The following is a 14228-nucleotide window of genomic DNA, read 5'->3' as shown; positions in this document are numbered from 1 at the left end:
GTCACCGCTGATAGTACGGACTGGACGGGTTGTGCGGATCGAAGAAGCCCGGGGGGAAGTTCCCGGTCTTCGCCAGATCCTGCCCATTGACATAACGGGCCTTCTCCCATGCGGGGCGAGGGTCGTCCGCGTGCATCCCGAACTGGGAGAGGTTCTCCTCCTCGGTCTCGACGTACTGTGACGCGGCCAGATTCAGCGACGAGGCCTGGTCGCGTATCGCGTTCGCGACGGTCGGGATGTTGCCATTGGTCATGACGGTCTTCTTGTTCGCCGGATTCGTGACGTTCCCGCCGAAGAGCAGGGTCTTCAAGCCGTAGAAGTTGTTCTGTACTTTGGTGATACTTTCGTCCGATGCATTGCCCACATCGTCGAACAGCGTCTTCCACATTCCGTCCACCGCATTGAACGCCAGTGCCAGGGCGATCGCCGGGTCGTCGATGTCGTCGCCCTTCGCGGACAGTTTCGCAGCCGTATCGCTCAGCGCCGATATGTCGGTCTTGAAATGGGAGAAGGAGTCTTCGAGCATCGTGAGCGTCGCGGCAGCGGAAAGAACATCGAGCGTCTTCGTGGTGCCGTTCTCGTCGGTATAGGTATAGCTGTCCTTGTCCCAGAAGCCATCCGGCAGGCCGGGCAGCTTGGCGCCCGAAAGATGGATCTTCTGGTCGTCCAATACTCTCTGGATCTCCGCCGCCCGTTGATCCGGCGTGAGACCGCGCATGTACTGGGCGATCTCGGGATCGGTCTTCGGCACGTACGGCGGTGCGCCGCCCTGATCACTCTGGGTCTGCTGGACGCCGTCGTCTCCTGTCCCGGTGCGCTCGGTTCCCGTGGTCGCCGGTGTGTTCCCACCGACTGCGGGCTGCGATCCCAGGGGAACGACCTGCCCGGCGGAATTCCGCATCGCGATCGGGGTGCCCGAAGAGTCGTACAGGACCGTCTGCGACCGGCCGGCCTCGTCCGATCCCTGCGTCCCGGTCGCGGGCGTCCGCTGGAGCGGGGCCGGCCCGGAGCCGTCCGCCGGCCGCGTCACTTCGGCCAGGGGCCCGTCCGCCGGATCGGGGACTCCGGCCGGGGAGCCCGCCGATGCGCGTCCGCCGGGATCACTCGTCACCGGTTCGCGGGACGAGGACGAGCCGAGATTCCGGGCGGGGTGGCCGGTCGTGGGGACCACCGGTGAGCCGTGCGGGCTCGCGGTGCCGGGGGAGCCGGTGGGTTGCGCGCCCGCCGTGGTCCCGGAACGGCTCACGTGCGGCGCGGTGTCCGTCGCCGTCGGGTCGCCGGCCACCGGTGCCGTGCCCGCCTGGGCGTCCGCCGCCGACGCCGTGCCCGTCGGCGCGTCCGTGGAGGACGCCGGGGTGTACCCCTGGTCTCCCGGTGGCGTGGGCGCCGTGCCGTCGACTCTGCCGGGATGGACGCCGCCCGCGGCGGGATGGCCTGATTCCGCGTGACCGCCGGCGGAGTGACGCGCATCGGTGCGGCCGCTCGACGCCAGGCCCGCCGCCGCGATCGCTCCCAGCCCCGTGGTGGCCCCGACGCCGAGCACCCGCCCGCCGCCGGTGCTCCCGGTGCGGCCTCCGGCGCCCCCTTCCCCGGAGGCCGCACCGGAACGGCCGGGCGCCGGCGGTCCCCCACCGCCGGTGCGCCCGTCCTCCGCGGAGAGCGCCGCGATGGCGCCTACCGCCGCGCCCGCCGCGACGGCGGCCGTACCCGCCGCGGAACCGGCCCCGGCCCGGTCGGCCGTGCCCTCAGGGTCGTCGGCGCCGGTGCGCGGCCGTCCCTCGTCGTCCGCGTCCGGTGTCCGCGGCTCAGCCGAACTCTCCGCTCGGTCGGTCACGACAACACCTCCTCACCAGGACGTGTCGATTCTCCGAAGCGGGCCCGCGCGTTCCGCACCGGGCGAACGCGCACCGGGACGGCCGGCCCGCACGACGGTCGAGGCGAACGAGCGCGGCGGCTCACTCGGCCGGCTCCTCGGCCGGGACGCGCACCGTCTGCACGAGGACGGGACGCCGCTTGCGGCGGACGAGCAGGCCGCGGCCGGCGGGCTGCTGGGCCGCCCGGTACGTGCCGATCAGCGCGCCCTCGGACGGGTCGCCGGACATGATCAGGCCCGGCTGGCGGAGTTCGCGGAGGCGGCCGAGCAGCGGTTCGAAGCCGCCGCGCGCCATGCCGCCGACGCGTCGCGCGAGGATGACGTGCAGGCCGAGGTCACGGCCCTGGGCGAGCAGGTCGACCAGCGGCAGCAGCGGGTTGCCCGACGGAGAGGCGACCAGGTCGTAGTCGTCGATGACGACGTAGAACTCCGGCCCCGACCACCAGGAGCGCCGCGCCAGCTCCGCCGCGGTCAGCGTGGCGGGTGGCAGGCGCTCGACGATGCCCTCGGCGAGTTCCTTCACGGCGGCCACGGCGGCGGGCGCGGCACCGCAGTAGGCCCACGTCTGCTCGGGTCGTACGGCGCCGAGGAGGGTCCGCCGGTAGTCGACGACGAGGAACATCGCCTGCTCGGCGGTCCGGCGCGCCTGGAGACCGGACAGCCAGGACCGCAGGAACGTCGTCTTGCCCGACTCGGCGTCGCCGAGCACGAGGAAGTGCGGGTCCGCGCCGCCGAGGTCGAGGTGCACCGGGGCCAGCTCCAGCTCGTCCACGCCGATGGGCACCCCGGGCTCCCGGTCCTCGCCCGGCGCGGGCAGCTGACCCGGGCCGACCTGGGCGGGCAGCAGCCGGATGCGCGGCGCGGGCGCTCCCGGCCAGGCGGCGGAGATCGCGCTGACGACCTCCTCCACCGAGGAGCCCAGCTCCGGCAGGGCCACCTGCACGTGGTCCCCGGCGGGACTGAGCGCCCGGCCGGGGACTCCCGGGGGAAGGGTCGCGGCGGCCTTGCGGCCGATCTCCGAGTCGGCGGGGTCGTTGAGGCGCAGTTCCATGCGGCCGCCGATGTTGTCCCTGAGCTGCGGGCGGACCTCCATCCACCGGTTCGCGGTCAGGACGAGGTGGACACCGACGCGGAGACCACGCGCGGCGATGTCGAGCAGTTGCTCGTCCAGGTCCTCGAACTCGCCCCGCAGCGCGCCCCAGCCGTCGATGACCAGCATGACGTCGGCGCAGTCCTCGGCCGGGAGCTCGCCCCGGCGGGCGCGCATCGTCTCGGGGGAGTCCACGCCCAGTTCGCGGAAGCGTTCCTCACGCTCGTCGACCAGCTTCCAGATCTGGCCCACCGTACGGCGGACCTTCTCCGGTTCGAGCCGTCCGGAGACCGCTCCGACGTGGGGCGCCCCGGCGAGCGCGAACAGGGATCCGCCGCCGTAGTCGATGGCGTAGACGTGCAGTTCGCCCGGCGTGTGGGTGACGAGCGCGGACAGCAGAAGAGTGCGCAGCAGCGTGCTCTTGCCGGTCTGCGGGGCGCCGACGACGACCAGGTGACCGGCCCAGCGGGTGAAGTCGACGCCGAACGGCCGCTGGGCCTGTGCCTCGGGGAGGTCGAGGACGCCGAGCGGTACGGTCATCCGGCCGGCGCCCGGCCGGTCCCCGGCCTGGAGTCCGCGGCGCGGGTCCTGGCACAGCGGCGGCAGCAGCCGGGACAGCGGGATCTTCGGCTCCAGCGGCGGCAGCCATACCTGGTGGACGGGCGACGCGCCGACGGCGCGGATACGGCTCACCGCGGTCGCCATCTCCGTCGGCAGCGAGGCGTCGTCGACCGCGTCGGTGTCCTCGTGCGCGGCCGGTTCCGGAACCGGCGCCGACGTGGTGAACAGCGCAGGCCGCGGCGTGTCGTCGGCGCGGTCGGCGGGCGACACGTCGGGTGCGGAGACGAGTGCCGCGCGGAACCGCTCGTAGATGGTCGTGTCGACCTTCAGGTACGCCGAGCCGGGCACCGGCGGCAGGTGGTAGGCGTCGGGCGTGCCGATCGCCATCGTGCTCTCGACCGAGCTGAAGGTCCGCAGGCAGATCCGGTACGACAGGTGGCTCTCCAGGCCCCGCAGCCGTCCCTCCTCCAGCCGCTGGCTGGACAGCAGGAGATGCATGCCGAGGCTGCGGCCGAGCCGTCCGATGGCGACGAACAGGTTGATGAAGTCGGGACGGCCCGCCAGGAGCTCGCCGAACTCGTCGACCACGATCAGCAGGTAGGGGAGGGGCGGCGCGTCCGGGCCGAGCAGGCCGGCCGCGCGGCGCCGCTGGTACTCCCGTACGTTGTCGACGTCTCCGGCGTCGCGCAGGAGCCTCTGCCGGCGCTGCTGCTCGCCGAAGAGGGCGAGGTACATCCGGTCGACCATGGTCAGGTCGTCGGCGAGGTTGGTGATCATGCCGGCGACGTGCGGCAGGCCGGCGAGCCCGGCGAAGGCCGCGCCGCCCTTGAAGTCGACCAGCACGAAGCCGAGCACGTCCGGGGGATGCGTGAGGGACAACGCGGTGACGAGGGTGCGCAACAGCTCGCTCTTGCCCGACCCGGTCGCACCGACGATGAGCCCGTGGGGTCCCATCCCGGACAACGCCGACTCCTTGAGGTCGAGGACCTCCGGCCGCCCCTCGGCGTCGACGCCGACCGGCACGCGCAGCACGTCGTACGGTGGAGCAAGCGACGACCACATCGCGGCGACGTCCAGCGCCCGTGCGGCGGGGGAACCGAGCAGCTCCACCAGCCGGCAGGTCTCGGCCAGGACCGCGCGGCCCCCCGGGTCGCCGAGACGGAGGGGGGACAGGCGGCGTGCGATCGCGGACCACATCGCCGGATCCGCCTGGTCGGCGACGCCCTCCAGCGCGTCGTCGACGGTGATGGTCCCGTCGTCACCGGCGACGACGCGGGCGTGCACCCGGGGTGGTTCGTCACGCCGGGCCGGGGTGCAGAAGACGACGCTCACCGCCAGCTCGCCGGCGCGTTCGGCGAGCTCGGTGATCGTCTTCAGGCGGGCGACCGGGGCCGACGCGGTGTACCCGTCGACGACCACGACGAGCCTGCGGGGCGGCTCGGCCCTGGCGGGGTCGTCGAGGAGCACGCCGGTGCGCCGCCGCGACTGTTCCCTGCGCCGTTCCAGGTCCTCGGTCAGCCGTTCGGCGAGATTCGTGCCATCGGGGAACAGCAGGACCGCGTCGCCCTGGCGGGCGTGCGGGAGCCACTTGACGAACTCCCAGGCGCCTGCGGCGTCGGGGGGATGACACACGGCGACGGCCAGGTCGTCCGGCGCGCAGAAGGTCGCCAGCTCGGTCACCATGAGGGCGGCCATCGCGCGGGTGCGCTCCGCGGAGCCGACGAGGCTGACGACGGGGGCGGCCCGCAGATCGAGCAGGAGCGGCTGGTGGCGCACCCGGCCGTGCCGGGCGACGAGTGATTCCACCGCCCTCTGCAGGTCGGGCACGCGCCGGGCGAACGGGCCGTCCTCGGTCTGCATCGTCAGCGGCGCGCACAACGGGACGGTTCCGGTGCCGACGCGCACGGTGCAGAAGTCGTCGTGATCGGGCCGGCGCTCCCAGACTCTCACCCGGCCCGCGCAGACGGCCCACAACCCGGCCGGGTCGGGGTGGACGAAGCGCGCGGCGGCGTCCTGGGCGGCGGCCAGCGCGGTCGCCCGGCGGGCGAGCGCGCGAAGGTAGACCCCGTACTGCTCGCGTTCGAGCTTCGCCTTTCGGGTCAGCATCGAACGCTGCTGCACGAACATGGCGACGCTCATCCCGACGGAGCCGACCGCCATCGTCGCGCCGACGACGATGTAGAGCGGACGCGGGTTGTAGAGCATGAACATCAGGCCGCTGAAGCCGCTCATCATCGGCAGCAGCATCTGGAACCACGAGCCGGCGGGCGACTGCCCCTGGTCCACCGGAGGCGGGACCACCGTCAGGGGATCGGCCGGCAGGCCGGGGGCCGCCATGCGGGCGGGCCGGTGAAAGAGGACGCGCACAGGCCGACTCTGTCCGGCCGGCCCGCGCGAAACGCAGGTCGGGAACGCGCGGCCGGCCGTGCGGGAATGGACGGCGACACGCCCGGTGACGCGGGCGCCGGACCGAGGGAGCCGCCACCGGTGCGCAGAGATCTGTCGGCCATCACCGTCCGCGTGAGCGGCCAGCGCGTCGACCTGACGCTGCCGAACACCGTTCCCCTGCTGGAGCTGACCCCCGCGGTCGCGGAGCTGTGCGGGATCGAGAGCGAGGACGCCCGGCCCGCGGCGTGGTCCCTCGCCCGGGTCGGGCGGACACCGTTCCCGCTGACGGCGACGCTCGCCGAGGAGGCCGTGCTCGACGGCGAGGTCCTCCACCTGGTGGACGTCAGCGCGTGGGACTCGCCGCGGGTCGTGGCGTTCGACGATCCGGTGACGACCGCGGCGGCCGACGGGACCGAACGACCCGCCTCGGTCCTCGCCGGGCCCGTGGTGGCGACGTTCACCGCCGGTCTTCTCGGGATCGGCGCGGCCGTCGCCGCCGTACTGCCGAAGGTCCGCACGACGGCCGGGCCGGCGCTGCTCGCCACCGTGGCGGCCCTGCTCACCGTCGCCTACCTGCTCCGCGGGGATGGGGAGCGCCGGGCTCCCCGGCTCGGGCTGGTGTGCGGAGCATGGGCGATGGCGCCGGTCGCGGGCTACGGCCTCACCGGCGGAATCCCGCATGCCGGCCCGGTCGGTGGAGCACTGGTGCTGCTCGCCTCCGTGCTCGCCGCCGGCCCGCTGGCGCCGGAGGCCGTACCCGGCATGGCGCTGTTCGCGGGGGTGCTCACGGCCGCCTCCGCCGCCGTCTCCACCGGGGCACGCCCTTCTCAGGCGGCGGCCGCCGCCGCGGTGGCGGTCACCATCGCGCTGCGGGTCGGGCCCGCGTTGCTCAGCGCGCGGCTGAGCCGCCGGGCCGCGCTCGCACCGGGCGACGTCGAGGCGCTGGCGCGCCGTTCCCGGGCGCTGCTGGTCTCCGGCACGTACGGCTGCACGGGCGCGGTGGCCGTGGCCGCCGTGGTGATGGCCGCGAGCGGAGACCTGTTCGCCGTCGCGCTCACCGCCGTGACCGCGGCGTCGCTCGCGGTGCGGGCGACGACGTTCCGGTACGCCCGGGAGGCGCTGCCCGTCACGGTGGGTTCGGGCCTCGCCGGGCTCGCCGCGATGGCGGGACTCGCGCGGATCCTGGCCTCGTACGGCTGGGGCGGCGCCGCCGTGATCGCGGCGACCGCCGCCGGAACCGGTCTCGCGTCGCTCGGCGCGGTACCCCGCCGGCGCACCGGCGGCAGGCGCAGGACCGCCATGTGGTGGACGCTCATCGACGGGGCCACCGCTCCGCTCGCGCTCGCCGCCATGGGCGTGCTCGGCGGGATCTCGGGCCTCGTCGGAGGCGTCCTGAACTGACCGCCCGCCCCGGCACCGCGCGATCCGGGCCGCCCGAACGCGCGCACCGCCCTCATACGCTCCGACACGTCCCGACCTCGACCCGGAGGACTGACATGACTCTGCGAACCACGCCGCAGGGCAACGCGGGAGGCTCGTCCCTGCTGCAGACCGACCTCGACACGATGGTCAGCGCCTCGCAGTTCGTACGCGACGCGGCCGACTCCATTCACCAGCAGCTCATGCACCTGCGCACTCACATCGACAACCTCAAGGGCGGCTGGAAGAGCCCGGCCGCCTCGGCCTACTGCGACCAGCAGATGGTCGACTGGGACACCCGCGCCTCGGCGGTACGGGACGCCCTGTACACGATCGCCGACAACCTCGGCAGTTCCCAGAAGGCCTACAACGAGATGGAAGAGGACAACCTGCTCGGCATCACGCAGGCCGGCCAGGCGATGAACGGATAACGGAGGCCCCTCATGGCGAACGTACCGGCGATCGGTTCCATCGACGCCAATCTGCCCCTCATCTCCGACGCGGCGGACTACATCCGCAACGTGCACAACGCACTGGTCACCGAGCACGACAACCTGCAGCAGTTCCTGCAGAAGCTGAAGGCCGACTGGAACAGCAACGCGTCGATCTCCTACAACGACGCGCAGAACAACTGGGACAACTCCGCCGACGCCGTCTACGAGGTGTTGCGCAACCTGTACGTGGCCCTCGGGAACATCCACGACAACTACCTGATGACCGATGGCGCGCTCGCCAAGCAGTGGTCGGCGTAGCGGTCAGCTCCAGAGGAACTCGGCCTGCGCGGCGGCCATCCGGTCGCAGGAGCCGTCGGCGCAGGCCGAGTCCGCCGCCGGGTCGGTGTACGGGCGCAGGTAGGTCATCCGCACCCACGCCGAGCCGGTGCGCCGGTCCGGGGTGCCGAGCGTGAACGTGGCGGGCAGCTCGTACCAGCCCTGGTACTCCTGCTCGGCGACGTCGAAGCTCGTGACGTTCGACGCGCCGCCGGCCGTGGAGGTGACCGTGATCCGCACCCAGGCGCCGGCCTGGGTCTGCGGGATCCACACCCGGATCTTCACCTGGTCCCAGCGGCTGCCGCCGGCCGGGTTGCCGAGGTTCCACTCGAACCACGCCGACGGGTCGGCCGACGTGCGCACCGGGCCGCCGTAGGCGGGATAGCCGCCGCGCCCGCCGGCCGACCACGTTCCGCCGGGCGTCCAGCAGCACGACGCGCCGGGCCCGACGATGACATGGTTCGCGAAGGTGAGCGAGGCGGACGGCGCGCCCTGGCCGGTGAGCGGAACCCGGCCCGGCGTGGCGCCGCCCTGCGTCCCGGCTGCCGGGGGTTGCGCCTGCCCGCCGCCGGGCGCCGCCGGGGCGGAGACGTTCGCGCCGGTCCGGACCCCGCCCGTGCCTCCGACGGCCGGCGGGCCCAACGGCCCCTTCTTGAGCGCGGGGACGACCGCCGCGCCCACCACGACGACGACGGCGACCGCCGCCGCGGCGAGCGCGGGGCCGACCCGCGGCGCGGAGCCGCGACCGCGGGGGCCGTCCTCGACGACCTCCGCGAAGGCCCACTGGTCGACCGCCTCCACCGGGCCGTCCGGATGCGATTGCTGCCGGGTGTTCATGGGAAGCCGCCTCACCGGTCCGGGCACCAGACGTCATCCGAAGGCTAGGCGCGCGCCGAGTGCGTTCCGCTGGTCCGGAACGCGCGCCCCGCCGGCGTAGACCTGTGGCCGACCGGACGGGCGGACCGTACGATCCGGGCTGACGGTCGTGGCTGCGAGAAGGGATGATGATGAGCTCGCGTCCCACCCATGACGTACGGCCGCGGCGCGTCGGCGGGTATGCCGGTGGCTGACTGGGACCTGCCGCGCGACCTCGATCTGGACCGGCTGGTGCCCCGGTCCTCCTCGCACTTCCCCCGTCAGGTGTTCCGCAGCGTCCGGCTGGTGACGCGGCTGATCGAGACGCTGACGGTGATCCACAACGGGTATCCGAAGCCGCTGGTCCTGGCCGCGGTCTGCTGCGCCGCGCTCGACCTGCGACTGGGCTCCTACTCCGGCCGGTCCCGCCCGCGGCGGCTGGCGTTCCGGCTGCTCCTCGACACCGTCGACGTGGCGCTGTGGTCGATCGCGCTGCACGGCGCGGCCGACGTCGCCGCGGTCGTCGCCACGCCGCTCGCCTTCGAGGTGGGGCTCTGGTACGGCCGGTGGTTCGCGCTGGCGCCCGCGGTCGTCGGCACGGCGACGATGATCACTCTCCGCCTCGCCGGGTATCCGCCGGCGCCGCTCGTCTACCTGTGGCCGGCCGTCTGGGCGGCCGCGGGCGTCCTGATGGCGCTCGTCCTGCGAGCACGCTGGCGGGGCGAGGCGCGATCGGCCCGTGACGCCATCGAGGCGGCGGTCGGCCAGGCGGAGCTCTCGGGCCAGAACAGCGTCGCGATGGGCGCGGACTCGGTGGTCGACCTGCTGATCCGCACGAACCCGCTGATCGCCGCGTACGAGGCGGCGCCCCGGCCGTCCCCGTTCTCCGGCTGGAAGGCCGAGCTGGCGGAGGCGTGCTCGCGGCAGGCCACGTATCTGGGGGTCGCGCTCACCCGGTGGCAGCGGCTGTACAACAGCCGCAGCCCCGACCTGTCGGCCGACGTCGAGCTGGAGGTGGCGTCGCGCGCCGGCACGCTGCTGCTGTCGCCGGGCCAGGCGCAGCGCCTGCAGGAGATGCTCGAGGGGCTCGCGCCCCGCGGCACGGTGCGGGTGGACGTGCCACGCCAGGGGCCGGTGGGCGCGGAGCAGACCGTCATGGTGGGCGCGGCACGGCTGGTGATCCCGGCCGACCGCGCGCCACGGCCGCGACCGCTGCAGATCGCGCCCTTCGCCCTCGGCGCGGGTGCCATCCTCACGCTCGTCCAGTCGCTGCCGCAGTGGGAGGCGGCGCCGCTGTGGACGACGGTGCCGCTCGCGCTGGTCCTCACGGTGGGCTGCTGGCTGTGCCTGGCCCGGCCGGGCCAGGACCCGATGAGGATGGCGCGGCGGCTCGTGGTCGCCGGCCTGGCCATCGGCGCGGCGGACGCGGTGCTGACGTCGGCGTTCATGCGCCCGGACAGCGGGCGGCTGCCGTTCCTGTTCTTCCTGCAGTGGTTCGGCCCGCTGTTCGTCGCGCACGTGGCCGACCTGCCGCGATGGCAGCGCGGGCTGGTGCCGGTCGGCGCCGTCGCGGCGGTCGCCGCCGGCATGCTGGCGATGCCGAGGGACTTCACCCTCATCGCGGTCCTGATGGCCGTGCCCTGGCTGGCCAACCCGATCTTCATGGTGATGGGGCTGCGGCGGCTCATGGCCGCGGACTCCTCCGACCTGCGCGCGGAGATGGAACGCGTGCACAACGGCGCGGTGAAGGAGGGCTTCAGCCGGGGACGGCGCCTCGTCGTGCGGTTGACCACCGAGGCCGTCCAGCAGCTGCGGGACCGGTACGGCGGGGTCCGTGAGTCGCTCCCCGCCGACATCGCCGCGGAGATCGAACGCCGCCTGGACGAGGTGGGCGCGCTGCTGGCGGCTCTTGGCACCGACTGATCGTCCGGCGGCTCGAACCACCACGGGAAGAGCGGGCCGGACCACCTGGGAAGAGCGGGCCGGACCGGCGTGCGGATCTGATTACAGATTAGCTATCAAGTAGTCATTTCCCGCGATTTACCCCATCATTGATGGCGGGGGTTCTCCCGGCGGGTGAGGGGCGGGAATGGCGCAGGCAGGCGCGGCGCGCAAGGGCGTGATAATCGTCGACGACGACGTGGTGAACCGTCTCGGCATGGCGGCGGTGCTCTCCGCGTCCGACCAGGTCCGGCTGGTCGCCGACCTCGACCACGACCAGGCGATGACCGTCACCGACCTGTGGCACGACGCCGACGTCGTGCTGGTCGACGCGGCCGACCACCGCCGGGAACACGACCAGTTCCCCGGCGTCGCGGTCGTCGAGCACATCCGGCGGCACGGCCCGAGCCGGCTCACCGTCATCGCGGTGACCGGCCACTTCTTCGACGACGCCGTGCGCCGCCGCATGCGCGAGGCGCGTGCGGACTTCTTCTACCACCGGGCCGACATGGCCGACCCCGACAGGCTGCGGGAGGCCGTCCTCCGGCCCGAGGCCGCCCGCCGGAAGATGCCGGGCCCGTTCGATCCCGAGGCGCAGTTCCGGCACGGCGTCAGCGACCACTCCCGCGTCAACCAGGCGGTCGAGTTCGCGCTGGAGAACGCGCTGGAGGAACGGCTCGCCGAGCGCGCCGAGCCGCGCAGCCGCCGCTGGCTGCGGCTGCGGGCCGAGTTCAACCGCGTCGCCCGGCTGACGCCGATCACCGGCGACGGCCGCCTGCCGGACCGGCGGCAGGACGAGCCGTCGCTGCCGCAGATCTCCCGTTTCATCGCCTGGGCGACGAAGGTGAAGGAGCCGACGCCGGGTCAGGACTGAGGCGCGCCCGTTCCGCCGTCGCGGGCGGCGCCCGTGATCGTCGGCCAATATACGGATCGTTTCAAATGTGTGAAACGGTCGGTGCATTACCGGGAGATAATGCTTGTCGGCGACGGCCGCCGCGCCGACGGAACGGTGCGCGGGAGAACTCGCGAGGGGTCGGCAGGCCCTATCCGGGGGAGAACCGCGGAGTGCGGATTCGGACCGGTATCAGGGTCGAGGGGATCGTGCAGGGGGTCGGGTTCCGGCCGTTCGTGCACGGCCTGGCGATGACCCTCGGCCTGGCCGGGCTCGTCCGCAACGACGCGAGCGGCGTGTTCATCGAGGTCGAGGGCGATGACGCCGCCGTCCAGCGGTTCCTGCGCGAGCTGCGCGCCCCGCCGCCGCTGGCCGTCATCGAGCGGATCACGACCCGTCCGCTCCCGGCCGAGGGCGGTGGCGGTTTCGCCATCGTGGGAAGCGGCACGGGCGGACGGCGCACCGCGCTGGTGTCGTCCGACTCCGCGACCTGTTCCGACTGCCTGCGCGAGCTGCGGGACCCCGCGGACCGGCGGCACGGCTACGCGTTCGTCAACTGCACCGCCTGTGGCCCGCGGTTCACGATCGTGACCGACGTGCCGTACGACCGGCCGAACACCACGATGGCCCCCTTCGCCATGTGCGCCGACTGCGCCGCCGAGTACCACGACCCCGCCGATCGCCGGTTCCACGCCCAGCCGGTGTGCTGCCCCGCCTGCGGACCGCGGCTCGTCCTGCGGGACCGCGACGGCCGCGAGCGGCCCGGCGACCCGATCGGGGAGGCCCGGCGGCTGCTCCGGCGCGGCGGGACCCTCGCGGTGAAGGGCCTGGGCGGCTACCACCTCGCCGCGACGGCCGCCGACGAGGCCGCGGTCGCGGCCCTGCGCGCCCGCAAGCACCGGGAGGACAAGCCGTTCGCGGTGATGGCGCCCGACCTGCCGTCGGTGCGCCTCCTCGCCGATCTCGAGCCCGCCGAGGAGGCGTTGCTGACGAGCGCCGCCCGGCCGATCGTGCTGCTCCGGAGGAAGGCCGGCGCGCCGCTCGCCGAAGCCGTCGCCCCCGGCGACCGGTCGATCGGGGTCATGTTGCCGTACACGCCGCTGCACCACCTCCTCGTGTCCGAACCGCTGGTGCTGACCAGCGGGAACCTCTCCGACGAGCCGATCGCCCACCGGGACGGGGACGCTTCCGCCCGCCTGCGGGACATCGCCGACGCCTTCCTCACCCATGACCGGCCGATCCACGTGCGCACCGACGACTCGGTCGTCCGGGTCTTCCGCGGCCGGAGGCTGCCGGTGCGCCGGTCCCGCGGGTACGTGCCGCGGCCGCTGCGGGTGCCCGCGGGCGGTCCGGCGGTGCTGGCCTGCGGGGCGGAGCTGAAGAACACCTTCTGCCTCGCCGAGGGCGGGCGCGCCTTCGTCTCGCACCACATCGGCGACCTGGAGAACTACGAGACGTTCCGCGCGTTCCGCGAGGGCGTCGAGCACTTCGAGCGCCTCTTCGGCATCGCGCCCGCCGTCCTCGCGCACGACCCGCACCCGGAGTACCTCTCCACCAAGTACGCCCTGGAACGGGCCGAGGAGCGGGAGCTGCCCCTGGTCGGCGTCCAGCACCACCACGCGCACGTCGCCGCCTGCCTGGCCGACAACGAGCACACGGGACCGGTGATCGGGGTCGCCTTCGACGGCACCGGTCTCGGGACGGACGGCACACTGTGGGGCGGGGAGTTCCTCCTCGCCGACCTGACGGGCTTCCGGCGGGTGGGACACCTGCGGCCGGTGCCGCTGCCGGGCGGCGCCACGGCGATCCGGGAGCCGTGGCGGATGGCGGCCGCGTACGGCGTGCCGGACCACCTGGACGTCGCCCGGCGCAACGCCGCCGCCTGGGACCGGGTCGTCGCGGTCGGCCGGGCGGGCCTGGGCGCGCCGCCGACCTCCAGCATGGGCCGGCTCTTCGACGCGGTCGCCGCCGTGCTCGGCGTCCGCGACCGGATCACCTACGAGGGCCAGGCCGCGGTCGAACTGGAACAGCGCGCCGACCCACGTGAGCGTTCGGCCTACCCGGTGCGGCTGGAGGACGCGGAGGACGGCGGACCGTCGTTCGTCGTGCCCGGAGCCGAGCTCCTCCAGGCCGTCGTGGAGGACCTGCTCGCCGGCACGCCCACGCCGGTGATCGCCGCGCGGTTCCACAACGCGGTCGGCGACCTGGTCGTCGCCGGAGCCGTACGGCTGCGCGAGGCGACCGGCCTGACCACCGCCGCGCTGTCCGGCGGGGTCTTCCAGAACCTCCTGGTGTTGGAGCGCGCGGTCGCCGGCCTGGAGGCCGAGGGCCTCACCGTGCTGGTCCACCATCGCGTGCCGCCGAACGACGGCGGCATCAGCCTCGGTCAGGCCGCCGTCGCCCTCGCCCGTACGGTCGCGAAGCCGGCGGGGTAGGCCG

At 73.7% G+C, this 14228-nt stretch carries 10 protein-coding genes; 7 read left to right on the top strand and 3 right to left on the bottom strand.

Features of this window, described 5'->3' with window-relative positions; genetic code table 11:
* Nucleotide 1: 1 nt before the first annotated feature.
* Entirely contained in the window at nucleotides 2–1111 is a 1110-nt protein-coding gene (locus tag NE234_RS18410) for a hypothetical protein (RefSeq protein WP_252781565.1), read from the bottom strand.
* Between the two features lie 49 nt (nucleotides 1112–1160).
* On the opposite strand from NE234_RS18410, the gene NE234_RS18405 reads away from it, so the two are divergent.
* On the top strand, nucleotides 1161–1448 hold the full coding sequence (locus tag NE234_RS18405) for a hypothetical protein (RefSeq protein WP_252781564.1): 288 nt from the start codon (nucleotides 1161–1163) through the stop codon (nucleotides 1446–1448).
* A 507-nt stretch (nucleotides 1449–1955) separates the two neighbouring features.
* Here the strand turns inward: NE234_RS18405 and eccCb are convergent.
* The gene (gene eccCb, locus NE234_RS18400; RefSeq protein ID WP_252781563.1) at nucleotides 1956–5891 is read right to left on the bottom strand and encodes a type VII secretion protein EccCb; all 3936 of its coding nucleotides are present in this window, start codon (nucleotides 5889–5891) and stop codon (nucleotides 1956–1958) included.
* Between the two features lie 120 nt (nucleotides 5892–6011).
* Between eccCb and NE234_RS18395 the strand changes: the two genes are divergently transcribed.
* The 3 genes from NE234_RS18395 (at nucleotide 6012) to NE234_RS18385 (ending at nucleotide 8083) form a co-directional block, all read left to right on the top strand.
* Entirely contained in the window at nucleotides 6012–7313 is a 1302-nt protein-coding gene (locus NE234_RS18395; protein WP_252781561.1) for an EsaB/YukD family protein, read from the top strand.
* 95 nt (nucleotides 7314–7408) lie between these two features.
* On the top strand, nucleotides 7409–7762 hold the full coding sequence (locus tag NE234_RS18390; protein ID WP_252781559.1) for a WXG100 family type VII secretion target: 354 nt from the start codon (nucleotides 7409–7411) through the stop codon (nucleotides 7760–7762).
* 12 nt (nucleotides 7763–7774) lie between these two features.
* Nucleotides 7775–8083 (top strand): WXG100 family type VII secretion target, encoded by a 309-nt coding sequence (locus NE234_RS18385; protein ID WP_252781557.1) that lies wholly within the window; start codon nucleotides 7775–7777, stop codon nucleotides 8081–8083.
* A 3-nt stretch (nucleotides 8084–8086) separates the two neighbouring features.
* Here the strand turns inward: NE234_RS18385 and NE234_RS18380 are convergent, their stop codons facing one another.
* Nucleotides 8087–8938, bottom strand: coding sequence for a hypothetical protein (locus NE234_RS18380; protein WP_252781555.1), 852 nt, complete (start codon nucleotides 8936–8938; stop codon nucleotides 8087–8089).
* Nucleotides 8939–9163: 225 nt separating this feature from the next.
* Here NE234_RS18380 and NE234_RS18375 point away from each other — a divergent pair, with 225 nt between their 5' ends.
* The 3 genes from NE234_RS18375 (at nucleotide 9164) to hypF (ending at nucleotide 14224) form a co-directional block, all read left to right on the top strand.
* Nucleotides 9164–10879 carry a hypothetical protein gene (locus tag NE234_RS18375; RefSeq protein WP_252781554.1) on the top strand — a complete coding sequence of 572 codons (1716 nt, stop codon included), beginning with the start codon at nucleotides 9164–9166 and terminating at the stop codon, nucleotides 10877–10879.
* 166 nt (nucleotides 10880–11045) lie between these two features.
* Complete coding sequence (locus tag NE234_RS18370; RefSeq protein WP_252781553.1) at nucleotides 11046–11771, top strand: response regulator; 726 nt, start codon at nucleotides 11046–11048, stop codon at nucleotides 11769–11771.
* 191 nt (nucleotides 11772–11962) lie between these two features.
* Entirely contained in the window at nucleotides 11963–14224 is a 2262-nt protein-coding gene (hypF, locus tag NE234_RS18365; protein WP_252781552.1) for a carbamoyltransferase HypF, read from the top strand.
* Nucleotides 14225–14228 lie beyond the last annotated feature (4 nt).

This window comes from Actinoallomurus rhizosphaericola, from assembly GCF_024055675.1.
GTDB classification, from domain to species: domain Bacteria; phylum Actinomycetota; class Actinomycetes; order Streptosporangiales; family Streptosporangiaceae; genus Actinoallomurus; species Actinoallomurus soli.
The sequence above is the reverse complement of the archived record's forward strand: the minus strand, read 5'-3'. Positions and strand labels throughout refer to the sequence as shown.